We start from the raw sequence: 14,346 nt of genomic DNA on the forward strand, positions 1-14,346 counted from the left end.
ACCAGTGACAACGATCACCTCCGATTCCGGGAACCGGCCGGTCCACGGCAGTGCCCGGAGCCCCTCACTTCGCCCCGGGCCGGGTGCGCCCGGTACGCTCACCGCCGTGTCACATGCTGATCAGTACCGAACCGCCCAGCAGGACGCCCCCGCGAAACAGCCGGGAGCGCCCCGTCCGGACCGGCCCCGCCCGGCATCACTCGGGGAGCTGGCCGCCCGGCTGGGTGCGAAGGCTCCCAGTCCCGACATGGTCACTGGTGAGGTCACCGGCATCACCCACGACTCGCGGGCGGTACGCCCCGGTGACGTGTACGCCGCCCTGCCCGGCGCCCGCCTCCACGGCGCCGACTTCGTCGCGCAGGCCGCGGACCTCGGCGCGGCCGCGATCCTCACCGACCCGACGGGCGCCGAGCGCGCCGCGGCGACCGGCCTGCCGGTCCTGGTGACCGAGAACCCACGCGGCCGCATGGGCGAGCTCGCCGCCGAGATCTACGGACAGCCCGGCGAGGCCCTGCTCCAGATCGGCATCACCGGCACCTCCGGCAAGACCACGTCGGCGTACCTCGTCGAAGGCGGGCTGAAGGCGGCGGGCCGCAGCACCGGTCTGATCGGCACGGTCGAGATGCGGATCGGCGACGAGCGCATCAAGTCCGAGCGCACCACCCCCGAAGCCACCGACCTCCAGGCCCTGTTCGCCGTCATGCGCGAGCGCGGCGTCGAGGCGGTCGCCATGGAGGTCTCCAGCCACGCCCTCGTGCTGGGCCGGGTCGACGGTTGCGTCTTCGACGTCGCCGTCTTCAACAACCTCAGCCCTGAGCACATGGAATTCCACTCCGGCATGGAGGACTACTTCCTGGCGAAGGCGCAGCTGTTCACGCCGAAGCGCAGCAGGCTCGGGGTCGTCAACTTCGACGACGAGTACGGCCGCAGGCTCCTCAAGGAGGCGTCCGTCCCGATCACCAGCTTCTCCGCCGAGGGCCACCCGGATGCCGACTGGCGGGCCGAGAACGTCGAAATCAGCGCAGTCGGCTCGATTTTCACCGCGGTCGGCCCGGGCGGCGAGCGGATCCGCGCCGAGGCCCCGCTGCCCGGCCCGTTCAACGTAGCCAACACCCTGGCCGCCATCGTCACCCTCGCTGTTGCCGGGATCGACCCGCAGACCGCCGCCGACGGCATTGCCGCCGTCCCCGGCGTACCGGGCCGCCTGGAGCGCGTGGAGGCGGGCCAGCCGTATCTCGCCGTCGTCGACTACGCGCACAAGACGGACGCCGTCGAGTCGGTGCTGCGTTCCCTGCGCAAGGTCACCGAGGGCAAGGTGCACATCGTCCTCGGCTGCGGCGGCGACCGGGATGTGACCAAGCGCGGCCCGATGGGCGCCGCCGCCGCCCGTCTCGCCGACACCGCCGTACTGACCTCCGACAACCCCCGTTCCGAGGACCCGCTCGCGATCCTCGCCGCGATGCTCGCCGGGGCCGCGGAGGTGCCGATCCACGAGCGCGGCGACGTCCTGGTCGAAGCCGACCGGGCCGCGGCCATCGCGGCGGCCGTCGCCCGCGCGCAGCCGGGCGACACCGTGCTGATCGCCGGCAAGGGCCATGAGCAGGGCCAGGACATCGCCGGCGTGGTCCGCCCCTTCGACGACCGCCAGGTCCTGCGCGACGCCATCGAGAACGCTGCAATCCATAAAGACAGTGGGATGAAGTAGTGATCGCCCTCTCCCTCGCCGAGATCGCCGAAATCGTCGGCGGGCAGTCGTACGACATACCGGATCCGGCCGTGCGGGTCACCGGCCCCGTCGTCATCGACTCCCGCGCGGTGCGGCCCGGCAGTCTCTTCGCCGCCTTCGCCGGTGAGCACGTCGACGGCCACGACTACGCCGAGCGCGCTGTCGCGGCGGGTGCGGCAGCTGTGCTGGCCACCCGCCCCGTCGGCGTCCCCGCGATCGTCGTGCCCGACGTCACCGCCGCGCTCGGCGCCCTCGCAGGCTTCGTCGTCGAACGCCTCGGCACCACTGCCGTCGCGCTCACCGGCTCGTCCGGCAAGACCAGCACCAAGGACCTCATCGCCCAGGTCCTGGAGCGCAAGGGCCCCACGGTCTACCCGGCGGGCAATCTGAACAACGAGATCGGTCTGCCGCTGACCGCGCTGCGGGCCACCGAGGACACCGAACACCTCGTTCTCGAGATGGGCGCCCGCTACATCGGCGACATCCGCTACCTCACCGGCCTCGTCCCGCCGAAGGTCGGCCTTGTACTGAACGTCGGCACCGCCCACATCGGCGAGTTCGGCGGCCGCGAGCAGATCGCCGAGGCCAAGGGCGAGATCGTGGAGTGTCTGCCGAAGGACGGCGTGGCCGTCCTCAACGCCGACGACCCTCTCGTACGCGCCATGGCGACCCGCACCAAGGCCCGGGTCGTCCTCTTCGGAGAGGCCGCGGACGCCGACGTACGCGCCGAGAATGTCCGGCTCACCCAACTAGGACAGCCCTCCTTCACGCTCCAAACCCCCACCGGGTGCAGTGACGTGACCATGCGGCTGTACGGTGAGCACCACGTGTCGAACGCGCTCGCCGCGGCCGCCGTCGCCCATGAGCTGGGCATGTCCGTCGACGAGATCGCCCTCGCGCTCTCCGAGGCGGGCACCCTCTCCCGCTGGCGCATGGAGGTCACCGAGCGTCCGGACGGCGTGACGATCGTCAATGACGCCTACAACGCGAACCCCGAGTCCATGCGAGCCGCCCTTCGTGCGCTCGCGGCCATGGGCAAAGGGCGCCGTACGTGGGCGGTGCTCGGCCAGATGGCCGAGCTCGGCGACGAAGCGCTCGCCGAGCACGACGCGGTCGGGCGGCTCGCCGTCCGGCTCAACGTCAGCAAGCTCGTCGCAGTCGGGGGCAGGGAAGCGTCCTGGTTGCAACTGGGCGCATATAACGAGGGTTCGTGGGGTGAGGAGTCGGTGCACGTGTCCGACGCGCAGGCGGCGGTCGACCTGTTGCGCAGTGAACTGCGTCCGGGAGACGTCGTGCTGGTGAAGGCTTCCAGGTCGGTCGGGCTCGAGCGGGTCGCCCAGGCACTGCTCGAGAACACCACCGAGGGCGAGGTCGCCGGCCGATGAGGCAGATCCTCTTCGCGGGAGCCATCGGGCTCTTTCTGACCCTGGTCGGTACCCCGCTGCTGATCAAACTCCTGGCCCGCAAGGGATACGGGCAGTTCATCCGGGACGACGGCCCGCGCAGCCACGGCAGCAAGAAGGGCACGCCCACCATGGGCGGTATCTCCTTCATCCTGGCCACGCTCATCGCATACGCCCTCGCCAAGGTGATCACCGGCGAGGACCCGACATTCTCGGGTGTGCTGGTGCTCTTCCTGATGGCGGGCATGGGCCTGGTCGGCTTCCTGGACGACTACATCAAGATCGTCAAGCAGCGCTCGCTCGGTCTGCGGGCCAAGGCCAAGATGGCCGGACAGCTGATCGTCGGCATTGCCTTCGCCGTGCTGTCACTGCAGTTCGCCGACAGCCGCCACCAGACCCCCGCCTCCACCAAGCTGTCGTTCATCACGGACTTCGGCTGGTCGATCGGCCCGGTGATCTTCGTCGTCTGGGCGCTGTTCATGATTCTGGCGATGTCCAACGGCGTGAATCTGACGGACGGTCTGGACGGCCTGGCCACCGGCGCTTCGGTGATGGTCTTCGGTGCGTACACCTTCATCGGGCTCTGGCAGTTCCAGGAGTCCTGCGCCAACGCGGTGACGCTGACCAACCCCAACGCCTGCTTCGAAGTACGAGATCCGCTCGATCTGGCTGTCGTCGCCTCGGCCCTGATGGGCTCCTGCTTCGGCTTCCTGTGGTGGAACACCTCACCCGCCAAGATCTTCATGGGCGACACCGGTTCGCTCGCCCTCGGTGGCGCGCTCGCGGGTCTGGCCATCTGCTCCCGTACGGAGCTCCTGCTGGCCCTTCTCGGCGGACTCTTCGTCCTGATCACCATGTCCGTGGTCATCCAGGTCGGCTCCTTCAAGATGACCGGTAAGCGGGTCTTCCGGATGGCGCCGCTCCAGCATCACTTCGAACTCAAGGGGTGGTCCGAAGTCCTTGTGGTGGTCCGCTTCTGGATCATTCAGGGCATGTGCGTCATCGTGGGTCTGGGCCTCTTCTACGCGGGATGGGCAGCCGACAAGTGAGCACCTGGCAGGGCAAGAAGGTCACCGTCGCGGGTCTGGGCGTGAGCGGCATCCCCGCCGCCCGGGTACTGCACGGCCTCGGCGCCGTCGTCACGGTCGTCAACGACGGGGCCGACGAGCGCTCCCGTGCGCAGGCGGCCGAACTGGAGGCGGAGGGAATCACCGTCCGCCTCGGCGACGGTGCGACCTTGCCCGCCGGGACCGAGCTCATCGTCACCACGCCCGGCTGGAAGCCGGACAAACCGCTCTTCGCGGCTGCCGCAGAGGCGGGTGTCCCGGTATGGGGCGACGTCGAACTGGCGTGGCGCCTGCGGGGGCGGGACGGCAGAAAAGCAGCGCCGTGGCTCGCGGTCACCGGCACCAACGGCAAGACCACGACCGTACGGATGCTCGCCTCGATCCTCGAGGCCGCGGGCCTGCGCACGGCGGCCGTCGGCAACATCGGCGTCTCGCTGCTCGACGCGGTCCTCGGCGACGAGACGTACGACGTACTCGCCGTCGAGCTCTCCAGCTACCAGCTGCACTGGGCGCCGTCGCTGCGCGCCCACTCCGCCGCCGTGCTCAACATCGCGCCGGACCACCTCGACTGGCACGGCTCCATGGAGGCGTACGCCGCCGACAAGGGCCGGATCTACGAGGGCAACACCGTCGCCTGCGTCTACAACGCCGCCGACAAGACGACCGAGGACCTGGTGCGCGACGCGGACGTCGAGGAGGGCTGCCGGGCGATCGGCTTCACCCTCGCCGCGCCGGGGCCCTCCCAGGTGGGAGTCGTCGAGGGGATCCTGGTCGACCGCGCCTTTGTGGACAACCGGCAGAAGCAGGCCCAGGAGCTCGCCGAGGTCGCGGACGTCAGCCCGCCGGCTCCGCACAACATCGCCAACGCGCTGGCGGCCGCGGCACTGGCCCGTGCGTACGGCGTCGCGCCCGCCGCCGTACGCGACGGACTGCGCGCCTTCCGCCCCGACCCGCACCGCATCGAGAAGGTTGCCGACATCGCCGGTGTCGCGTACATCGACGACTCCAAGGCCACCAACACCCATGCCGCGGAGGCGTCCCTGGCGGCCTACGATCCGATCGTGTGGATCGCCGGCGGCCTGGCCAAGGGCGCGACCTTCGACGAAGTTGTCGAGAAGTCGGCAAAGCGCCTGCGCGGTGTCGTACTGATCGGCGCGGACCGTGCGCTGATCCGTGAAGCCCTGGTGCGACACGCCCCCGAGGTCCCGGTGGTCGACCTCGACCGGACAGACACTGGGGCGATGTCGGCGGCGGTTCTGGAAGCAGCGCGGCTCGCCCGGCCGGGGGACACGGTTCTGCTGGCCCCGGCCTGCGCCTCGATGGACATGTTCGCCAACTACAACAAGCGAGGCGAGGCGTTCGCGGACGCGGTCCGCGCACTCGCCGCCGAGCCCGCCTGACCGGCCCGGCCCCCGTGCCGTGCCGAGCCTCCCGGGGCCGCCCGGGATTCCGGCGGCCGCACCAGGCACGACTGGAGGGGACAGCGACCATGCCGGCCGACGACACCGCCGCCGCCCGGAGCGCGGCCCGCCCGATCCTCGGCGCCGCGGTACTCCCCCTACGCCCCCAGGGCGCAGGGGGAGGAGCCCCGGTCGGGCTGGGGCCCGCACTCGCCGGCCCGGTGCCGGCCCACGCCGGGCTCGCGCTGCGCAGCCGGGCCGGGGGAGCCGTGCGACGCCCGCCCGCAGCCCGTGGCGCCCGTGGGCCCAGCGATCCCCGGCCGCCCCGGGGAAGGGGCGTACGACGGCTGTACGAGCAGGCGCGCCGGGCCTGGGACCGCCCACTGACCGGCTACTACCTGATCCTCGGCAGCAGCCTGCTGATCACCGCGCTCGGTCTGGTGATGGTCTACTCCGCCTCGATGATCAAGGCGCTAGAGCTGTCCCTCCCGGCCTCGTACTTCTTCCGCAAGCAGTTCCTCGCGGCCGTCCTCGGCACCGGACTGCTGCTGCTCGCGTCCCGGATGCCTGTCAAGCTCCACCGGGCGCTGGCCTACCCGCTCCTGATGGGCACCGTCTTTCTGATGGTGCTCGTCCAGATCCCCGGGATAGGGCATGCGGTCAACGGCAACCAGAACTGGATTTACCTCGGCGGCCCGTTCCAGCTCCAGCCCAGTGAGTTCGGCAAGCTTGCGCTGATCCTGTGGGGCGCCGATCTGCTCGCCCGTAAACAGGACAAGCGGCTGCTGACCCAGTGGAAGCACATACTGGTGCCGCTGGTCCCGGTCGCCTTTCTGCTGCTCGGCCTGATCATGCTCGGCGGCGACATGGGTACGGCGATCATCCTCACCGCGATCCTCTTCGGACTGTTGTGGCTGGCCGGAGCCCCCACCCGGCTGTTCGCGGGGGTGCTGGCCGTCGCCGCTCTCGTCGGGATCATGCTCATCAAGACAAACGAGAACCGGATGTCCCGGCTCTTCTGCGTCGGCGCGATCGACCTCGGCCCCCAGGGCGAGTGCTGGCAGGCTGTCCATGGCATCTATGCTCTTGCCTCCGGCGGATGGTTCGGTTCCGGTCTCGGTGCAAGTGTGGAAAAATGGGGGCAACTCCCAGAACCCCACACCGATTTCATCTTCGCCATCGCGGGGGAGGAACTGGGGCTGGCGGGGACGCTGTCGGTGCTCGCTCTCTTCGCGGCTCTAGGCTATGCGGGTATCCGCGTGGCCGGACGCACGGAGGACCCCTTCGTGAGGTATGCCGCGGGAGGCGTGACCACCTGGATCACGGCCCAGGCCGTGGTCAACATTGGTGCGGTGCTCGGTCTGCTGCCGATCGCCGGTGTCCCGCTCCCGCTGTTCTCCTACGGAGGTTCGGCCCTGCTGCCGACCATGTTCGCGGTCGGGCTGCTGATCGCCTTCGCGCGAGAGGATCCCGCCGCGAAGGCGGCCCTGGCCATGCGGAGGCCCGGGGTGAGATGGAAGACGATGAGGCGGCGCGTCAAGAAGCGTCCGTCCGGAGAGCGGTGAATTTCGGTGCATGTCGTACTCGCCGGTGGGGGGACCGCCGGCCACATCGAGCCCGCGCTCGCCCTCGCGGACGCCCTGCGCAGGCAGGACCCGGCCGTGGGAATCACGGCCCTGGGCACGGAGAAGGGACTCGAGACCAGGCTCGTGCCCGAGCGCGGCTACGATCTGGCGCTCATCCCCGCCGTACCGCTGCCGCGCAGGCCCACCCCTGAGCTGATCACCGTCCCCGGGCGGCTGCGCGGCACCATCAAGGCCGCCGAGCAGATCCTGGAGCGTACGAAGGCGGATTGCGTCGTCGGTTTCGGCGGCTATGTCGCGCTGCCCGGCTATCTGGCCGCCAAGCGGCTCGGGGTGCCCATCGTGGTCCACGAGGCCAACGCGCGCCCCGGCCTGGCCAACAAGATCGGCTCGCGGTACGCCGCGGGCGTGGCCGTCGCCACGCCGGACAGCAAGCTGCGCAACTCCCGCTACATCGGCATCCCGCTGCGCCACACCATCGCCACCCTCGACCGCGCACGGGTGCGCCCCGAGGCCCGTGCCGCCTTCGGCCTGGACCCCCATCTGCCGACGCTGCTGGTCTCCGGCGGCTCGCAGGGCGCCCGCCGCCTCAACGAGGTGATCCAGCAGATCGCGCCGGTACTTCAGCGCTCCGGCATCCAGATCCTGCACGCGGTCGGCCCGAAGAACGAACTGCCGCGCGTGGACAACATGCCCGGTATGCCGCCCTACATCCCGGTACCGTACGTGGACCGGATGGACCTCGCGTACGCAGCGGCCGACATGATGCTCTGCCGCGCGGGCGCGATGACCGTCGCCGAACTCTCCGCCGTCGGGCTACCCGCCGCCTACGTACCCCTGCCGATCGGCAACGGCGAACAGCGGCTGAACGCCCAGCCGGTGGTGAAGGCCGGCGGCGGACTGCTGGTCGACGACGCCGAACTGACCCCCGAGTGGGTCCAGGGCAATGTCCTTCCGGTGCTCGCCGATCCGCACCGGCTGTACGAGATGTCCCGTGCCGCCGCCGAGTTCGGCCGCAGGGACGCCGACGACCTGCTCGTCGGCATGGTGTATGAGGCGATCGCTGCACGCCGCCAGGCGTAAGAAGGGCAGGGGAGCGTGGCCGGACCGACCACCGCCGAACGCGGGGCAGGCAAGTCCCACGGCGGGAGCGCGGGGTCGGCCCGCCCGCCCCGCCAGGGCTCCCCGGCCCGTCGGCTGCGCCTCCCCGGCCGCCGCGCGCTGCTGATCGCAGGCGCCGCGATCCTGCTCATCGCGGGCGGAATCTGGGTGCTTTACGGTTCCCCGTGGCTGCGTGCGGAGCGCGTCACGGCATCGGGCGCCGAGGTTCTGACATCGGACGAAGTGATGTCGGCGGCCGCTGTCCCGATCGGTGCGCCGCTGATTTCCGTCGATACGGACGCCATTGAGGCCCGTCTCAGGCATAAGCTGCCCCGTATCGACTCGGTGGATGTCGTTCGGTCATGGCCGCACGGGATCGATCTCAAAGTGACCGAGCGAAAGCCCGTGCTGCTTATCGAAAAGGGCGCAAAGTTCATCGAAGTGGACGCGAAGGGCGTCCGGTTCGCCACGGTGGACGAGGCTCCCAAGGCTGTTCCGCTGCTCGAATTGACAGTGGGTCAGTCCCCGAGTCTGCGCCGTTTCGGCGCGGACCGACTCCTTGCAGAGGCGGTACTCGTCCGGGGCGACCTCCCCGGAGAAGTCGTCGCGGACACAAGAGCCCTCACGGTCCACTCATACGACTACATCACCGTGGAGTTGAGCCGGGACCGTACGGTTGTCTGGGGCAGCTCGGAGGACGGCGAGGCGAAGGCGCGCGCTCTCATCGCACTGATGAAAGCCGCGCCGAAGGCCGGGTACTTCGATGTGAGTGCGCCCACCGCCCCTGCCTCGTCAAGGAGTTGACGACCAAATGTGCTGGCCAGCACCCTGGTTGGTCAGCGCAACGGCTGATCACATAGGGTGAAAAGAAAAACGGGAGGTTCGGCGTGTTCGTTGAACGTGCGCCACTTGTCGACTTAGTGTCCTGTTCGGAAGAGTCCAGCGAACAGACACACTGGTAACCCTAAACTTCAACGTTAGGGTTTGGGTCGGCGTTTCGGACCGTCCCATCGGCATCCGTCGTCGCAACGCGGCAACCAACGCGAAGCGACGACACGTAACTCGAGGCGAGAGGCCTTCGACGTGGCAGCACCGCAGAACTACCTCGCAGTCATCAAGGTCATCGGTGTCGGCGGCGGTGGTGTCAATGCCATCAACCGAATGATCGAGGTCGGTCTCAAGGGCGTCGAGTTCATCGCGATCAACACTGATGCGCAAGCCCTGTTGATGAGCGACGCCGACGTCAAGCTCGACGTCGGTCGTGAACTCACCCGCGGCCTGGGGGCCGGAGCCAACCCCGCAGTCGGTCGCAAGGCGGCAGAGGACCACCGTGAGGAGATCGAGGAGGTCCTCAAGGGGGCCGACATGGTCTTCGTCACCGCCGGCGAAGGCGGCGGCACCGGAACCGGCGGCGCACCCGTCGTCGCCAACATCGCGCGCACGCTGGGCGCCCTCACGATCGGCGTGGTCACCCGCCCGTTCACCTTCGAGGGCCGCCGCCGCGCCAACCAGGCGGAGGACGGCATCGCTGAGCTCCGTGAAGAGGTCGACACCCTCATCGTGATCCCGAACGACCGCCTGCTGTCCATCTCGGACCGCCAGGTGAGCGTGCTGGACGCCTTCAAGTCCGCGGACCAGGTGCTGCTGTCGGGTGTCCAGGGCATCACCGACCTGATCACCACCCCCGGCCTGATCAACCTCGACTTCGCCGACGTCAAGTCCGTGATGTCCGAGGCGGGATCGGCGCTCATGGGCATCGGCTCGGCCCGCGGCGACGACCGCGCGGTGGCCGCCGCCGAGATGGCGATCTCCTCGCCGCTGCTGGAGGCCTCCATCGACGGCGCCCGTGGGGTGCTGCTCTCCATCTCCGGCGGCTCGGACCTCGGTCTCTTCGAGATCAACGAGGCGGCCCAGCTGGTGAGCGAGGCCGCCCACCCCGAGGCCAACATCATCTTCGGCGCGGTCATCGACGACGCCCTGGGCGACGAGGTACGGGTCACGGTCATCGCGGCCGGCTTCGACGGCGGACAGCCGCCGACCCGCCGGGAGACGGTCCTCGGCTCCAGCGCGAGCAAGCGCGAGGAGACGCCGGCCACCGCGTCCCGCTCCACGGAGACCTCGCGTTCGTCCGGCCTCGGCACGGTGCCGACCCGCGATGAGCCCTCGGGCCCGGCCGAGCCCGTTCCGGTCGCGAACGACCTGAACTCCCCGGCGTCCGGACACGCGGTGCCGCCGGCCCGTCCGTATCAGGACAGCCAGGCAGAAGAGCTGGATGTCCCGGACTTCTTGAAGTGACAGTGCAGCACGACGCGATACACGAGAGCGGCGCGCACTTCGCCTTCACCGACCGGTGGGGCGGGGTGAGCGCCGTTCCGTACGAGGAGCTCAACCTCGGCGGAGCGGTCGGCGACGACCCCGCGGACGTACTGACCAACCGCGCGATCGCCGCAAAGGAACTTGGGCTCGACCCGGACGAGGTCGTCTGGATGAACCAGGTCCACGGCAAGGATGTCGCCGAGGTCGACGGGCCTTGGGGCGACGGGCCGGTACCGGCGGTGGACGGTGTGGTCACCGCGCGGCGGGGGCTCGCCCTCGCCGTACTGACCGCGGACTGCACTCCCGTACTGCTGGCCGATCCGGTCGCGGGCGTGGTGGCCGCCGCGCACGCGGGCCGTCCCGGAATGGTCGCGGGGATCGTGCCGGTGACCGTCGAGGCGATGAAGTCGCTCGGCGCGGAACCGGACCGGATCATCGCCCGTACCGGACCCGCCGTCTGCGGACGCTGCTACGAAGTCCCCGAGCAGATGCGGTCAGAAGTGGCCGCGGCCGAACCGGCGGCCTGGTCCGAGACCAGCTGGGGCACTCCGGCCGTGGACGTCACCGCCGCGGTCCACGCCCAGCTCGAAGCGCTCGGGGTACGGGACCGGCAGCGCTCGCCCGTGTGCACACTGGAATCGCGGGACCACTACTCGTACCGCCGCGACCGCACCACCGGGCGGCTCGCCGGATATGTCTGGCTGGCTGCGCCTTCCCCGGGGGCGGCCACCGGACCCCCCGCAGGAGAGACCCGAGCATGACGGACCGCAGAACCGAACTCGCCGACAGTCTGACGGCAGTGGAGGAACGTATCGCCTCCGCCTGCGCGGCCGCCGGTCGCAAGCGGGAAGAGGTGACCCTCATCGTGGTCACCAAGACCTATCCGGCGAGCGATGTGCGGCTGCTCCATGAAATCGGTGTGCGTCATGTGGCCGAGAACCGTGATCAGGACGCTGCGCCGAAGGCCGCAGCCTGCTCTGATCTGGACCTCCGCTGGCACTTCGTCGGACAGTTGCAGACCAACAAGGTCCGTTCCGTGGCGAGTTATGCCGACATCGTGCAATCTGTCGACCGGCTCAAGCTCGTCAACTCTCTGTCCGCCGCCGCGGTTCGCGCGGAGCGCGAGCTGGGCTGCCTGATCCAGGTGGCGCTGGACGCGGAGTCGGGCGAGCGGGGGGAGCGCGGCGGCGTCGCGCCGGACGGAATCGATGAGTTGGCCGCCGCGATCGACGGCGCACCGGGACTGCGGCTGGACGGTCTGATGACTGTCGCGCCGCTCGCCGGTCCGTATGCGGGACGGCAACAGGCGGCGTTCGAGCGGCTGATGGAATTGTCATCCAGCCTGCGCGCCGGGCATCCGGCTGCGAACATGGTGTCAGCAGGGATGAGTGCGGACCTCGAACAAGCAGTGGCGGCCGGAGCGACACATGTGCGCGTCGGCACTGCGGTACTCGGAGTCCGACCCCGGCTCGGGTAACGTCGCGAAGCAAGTCGGACCACAGCAGAAAATATGGTCATTCCCGTCACAATGCGGGCAGACCGAGTGGATCGCGGGCACTTGGTGACGAATGCCGATCCACCACAGAGCGGAGGACTCAGAGAATGGCCGGCGCGATGCGCAAGATGGCGGTCTACCTCGGCCTCGTGGAGGACGATGGATATGACGGCCGGGGTTTCGATCCCGATGACGATTTCGAACCCGAGCCGGAGCCGGAGCGGGATCACCGACGGCACCAGCCCCCCCACCAGGTGGAGCGGGAAGAACCGATGCGGGTGGTGCAGCCGCCCGCGCAGCGCGAGCCGCTTCCGCTTCCCGCTGAAAGTGGGCGTCCGGCACGAATCGCCCCCGTGGCATCCATCACACCTGAACGTCCGAGCCTGGAGAAGAACGCACCGGTGATCATGCCCAAGGTCGTGTCCGAGCGGGAGCCTTACCGCATCACCACACTGCACCCGCGGACCTACAACGAGGCCCGTACCATCGGGGAACACTTCCGCGAGGGCACCCCGGTGATCATGAACCTCACGGAGATGGATGACACCGATGCGAAGCGACTTGTCGACTTTGCCGCGGGCCTGGTATTCGGTTTGCATGGCAGCATTGAGCGGGTGACGCAGAAGGTGTTCCTGTTGTCGCCTGCTAACGTCGATGTCACGGCGGAGGACAAGGCCCGCATCGCAGAGGGCGGGTTCTTCAACCAGAGCTGAGAAATACGAGACCGGAACGACCCGGCCGAGAGGCCGGTGAACACGAGAGCCAGGGGAGAGGGAAGCGCGGGATGGGCGTCGCTTTGGATGTGGTCTACATCGCGCTGATGTGCTTCCTGGTCGTGTTGATCTTCCGGCTGGTCATGGACTACGTCTTCCAGTTCGCCCGCTCATGGCAACCCGGCAAGGCGATGGTGGTCGTTCTGGAGGCCACCTACACTGTCACCGATCCACCGCTCAAGCTTCTGCGGCGGTTCATTCCGCCGCTGCGTCTCGGGGGCGTGGCACTCGACCTGTCCTTCTTCGTTCTGATGATCATTGTTTACATTCTGATCTCTGTCGTGAACAGCGTGGGGAACTGATGTGAGCGATACGGTCTTGCCGACTGCCGACGACTACGTAGAGGTGAAGAAGAGATGCCGCTGACCCCCGAGGACGTGCGGAACAAGCAGTTCACGACCGTCCGCCTCCGAGAAGGCTATGACGAGGACGAGGTCGATGCCTTCCTCGATGAGGTCGAGTCCGAACTGACCCGCCTGCTCCGCGAGAACGAGGACCTGCGCGCCAAGTTGGCCGCGGCGACCCGTGCGGCCGCGCAGAACCAGCAGCAGCAGGGCATGCGCAAGCCGCCGGAGCAGCAGGACGGCCGTGGTCCGGGGGCACCGGTGCCCGCCGCCATATCCGGACCGCCGGTCCAGCAGCAGCCCCCGCAGATGGGTCCGCCCCAGCTGCCCGGTGGTGCTCCGCAGCTGCCCGCCGGTCCCAGCCACGGCGGCCCGCACGGCCCCGGCCCGATGCAGGGCGGTCCCATGGGTGGCCCGATGGGCGGCCCCATGGGCGGTCACGGTCCGCAGATGCCGCAGCAGGGCCCCGGCGGCGACAGTGCCGCGCGTGTGCTCTCGCTGGCGCAGCAGACCGCCGACCAGGCGATCGCCGAGGCCCGTTCCGAGGCCAACAAGATCGTCGGCGAGGCCCGCAGCCGCGCCGAGGGCCTCGAGCGCGACGCCCGCGCCAAGGCGGACGCTCTTGAGCGGGACGCCCAGGAGAAGCACCGCGTCGCGATGGGCTCCTTGGAGTCCGCGCGTGCCACGCTGGAGCGCAAGGTCGAGGACCTGAGAGGCTTCGAGCGCGAGTACCGCACCCGGCTGAAGTCGTACCTGGAGAGCCAGCTGCGTCAGCTGGAGACCCAGGCGGACGACTCGCTGGCCCCGCCGCGCAGCCCGTCCGCTCCTTCGCTGCCGTCGGCCCCGTCGATGGCTCCGGCCGGTGCGGGTGCGATGGGTCACACCATGGGCGGCAACCAGTCGATGGGACAGCCGATGGGCGGCAACCCGTCCATGGGCGGTGCCCCGTCGTACGGCGGTCAGCAGCAGATGTCCCCGGCGATGACCCAGCCGATGGCACCGGTGCGGCCGCAGGCTCCGCAGCCGATGCAGCAGGCTCCGTCGCCGATGCGTGGGTTTCTGATCGACGAGGACGACAACTGACGGCGGGTCGCGCGTATCGCGCGTAGCCGTCGGCAGGCTGAAGGGCCGGGCCCGG

Annotated in this window: 13 protein-coding genes; all 13 read left to right on the forward strand. The window is 69.4% G+C overall.

Annotated features, from left to right (window positions below):
• Positions 1-4: 4 nt before the first annotated feature.
• The 13 genes from ACH492_RS18575 to ACH492_RS18635 all read left to right on the forward strand — a co-directional run bounded on the left by ACH492_RS18575 (position 5) and on the right by ACH492_RS18635 (position 14,291).
• A complete protein-coding gene (locus ACH492_RS18575) occupies positions 5-1,705 on the forward strand; it encodes a UDP-N-acetylmuramoyl-L-alanyl-D-glutamate--2,6-diaminopimelate ligase (protein WP_398987809.1) in 1,701 nt (566 codons plus the stop codon).
• On the forward strand, positions 1,705-3,111 hold the full coding sequence (gene murF / locus ACH492_RS18580; protein ID WP_398987811.1) for a UDP-N-acetylmuramoyl-tripeptide--D-alanyl-D-alanine ligase: 1,407 nt from the start codon (positions 1,705-1,707) through the stop codon (positions 3,109-3,111). The genes ACH492_RS18575 and murF overlap by 1 nt, the downstream gene beginning before the upstream one ends.
• Positions 3,108-4,178, forward strand: a complete 1,071-nt coding sequence (gene mraY, locus ACH492_RS18585) for a phospho-N-acetylmuramoyl-pentapeptide-transferase (RefSeq protein ID WP_307664036.1) — start codon at positions 3,108-3,110, stop codon at positions 4,176-4,178. The genes murF and mraY overlap by 4 nt, the downstream gene beginning before the upstream one ends.
• Entirely contained in the window at positions 4,160-5,596 is a 1,437-nt protein-coding gene (murD, locus tag ACH492_RS18590; RefSeq protein ID WP_398987814.1) for a UDP-N-acetylmuramoyl-L-alanine--D-glutamate ligase, read from the forward strand. The genes mraY and murD overlap by 19 nt, the downstream gene beginning before the upstream one ends.
• Before the next feature lie 89 nt (positions 5,597-5,685).
• Positions 5,686-7,161, forward strand: a complete 1,476-nt coding sequence (gene ftsW / locus ACH492_RS18595) for a putative lipid II flippase FtsW (RefSeq protein ID WP_398987816.1) — start codon at positions 5,686-5,688, stop codon at positions 7,159-7,161.
• A gap of 6 nt (positions 7,162-7,167) precedes the next feature.
• On the forward strand, positions 7,168-8,262 hold the full coding sequence (gene murG, locus ACH492_RS18600; RefSeq protein ID WP_398987818.1) for an undecaprenyldiphospho-muramoylpentapeptide beta-N-acetylglucosaminyltransferase: 1,095 nt from the start codon (positions 7,168-7,170) through the stop codon (positions 8,260-8,262).
• Between the two features lie 15 nt (positions 8,263-8,277).
• Positions 8,278-9,084 (forward strand): cell division protein FtsQ/DivIB, encoded by an 807-nt coding sequence (locus ACH492_RS18605; RefSeq protein ID WP_398987820.1) that lies wholly within the window; start codon positions 8,278-8,280, stop codon positions 9,082-9,084.
• 279 nt (positions 9,085-9,363) lie between these two features.
• Positions 9,364-10,575, forward strand: coding sequence for a cell division protein FtsZ (gene ftsZ / locus ACH492_RS18610; RefSeq protein WP_398987822.1), 1,212 nt, complete (start codon positions 9,364-9,366; stop codon positions 10,573-10,575).
• Positions 10,572-11,357: a peptidoglycan editing factor PgeF gene (gene pgeF / locus ACH492_RS18615; protein WP_398987824.1), complete on the forward strand. Its 786-nt coding sequence runs from the start codon at positions 10,572-10,574 to the stop codon at positions 11,355-11,357. The genes ftsZ and pgeF overlap by 4 nt, the downstream gene beginning before the upstream one ends.
• Complete coding sequence (locus ACH492_RS18620; RefSeq protein WP_356228353.1) at positions 11,354-12,073, forward strand: YggS family pyridoxal phosphate-dependent enzyme; 720 nt, start codon at positions 11,354-11,356, stop codon at positions 12,071-12,073. The genes pgeF and ACH492_RS18620 overlap by 4 nt, the downstream gene beginning before the upstream one ends.
• Positions 12,074-12,198: 125 nt before the next feature.
• Entirely contained in the window at positions 12,199-12,804 is a 606-nt protein-coding gene (sepF, locus tag ACH492_RS18625) for a cell division protein SepF (RefSeq protein WP_389178359.1), read from the forward strand.
• A gap of 71 nt (positions 12,805-12,875) precedes the next feature.
• On the forward strand, positions 12,876-13,166 hold the full coding sequence (locus ACH492_RS18630) for a YggT family protein (RefSeq protein WP_356228355.1): 291 nt from the start codon (positions 12,876-12,878) through the stop codon (positions 13,164-13,166).
• A gap of 54 nt (positions 13,167-13,220) precedes the next feature.
• On the forward strand, positions 13,221-14,291 hold the full coding sequence (locus ACH492_RS18635; RefSeq protein WP_398987828.1) for a DivIVA domain-containing protein: 1,071 nt from the start codon (positions 13,221-13,223) through the stop codon (positions 14,289-14,291).
• Positions 14,292-14,346: the final 55 nt, after the last annotated feature.

The sequence above is a fragment of the Streptomyces sp. NPDC019443 genome (assembly GCF_044389785.1).
GTDB lineage: Bacteria > Actinomycetota > Actinomycetes > Streptomycetales > Streptomycetaceae > Streptomyces.

What these genes read in the sequence shown, in the direction of transcription:
- ACH492_RS18620 (WP_356228353.1), top strand. Translation starts at nt 11,354, where the DNA reads ATGACGGACCGCAGAACCGAACTCGCCGACAGTCTGACGGCAGTGGAG.
- sepF (WP_389178359.1), top strand. Translation starts at nt 12,199, where the DNA reads ATGGCCGGCGCGATGCGCAAGATGGCGGTCTACCTCGGCCTCGTGGAG.
- mraY (WP_307664036.1), top strand. Translation starts at nt 3,108, where the DNA reads ATGAGGCAGATCCTCTTCGCGGGAGCCATCGGGCTCTTTCTGACCCTG.
- ACH492_RS18630 (WP_356228355.1), top strand. Translation starts at nt 12,876, where the DNA reads ATGGGCGTCGCTTTGGATGTGGTCTACATCGCGCTGATGTGCTTCCTG.
- ftsW (WP_398987816.1), top strand. Translation starts at nt 5,686, where the DNA reads ATGCCGGCCGACGACACCGCCGCCGCCCGGAGCGCGGCCCGCCCGATC.
- murD (WP_398987814.1), top strand. Translation starts at nt 4,160, where the DNA reads ATGGGCAGCCGACAAGTGAGCACCTGGCAGGGCAAGAAGGTCACCGTC.
- ACH492_RS18635 (WP_398987828.1), top strand. Translation starts at nt 13,221, where the DNA reads ATGCCGCTGACCCCCGAGGACGTGCGGAACAAGCAGTTCACGACCGTC.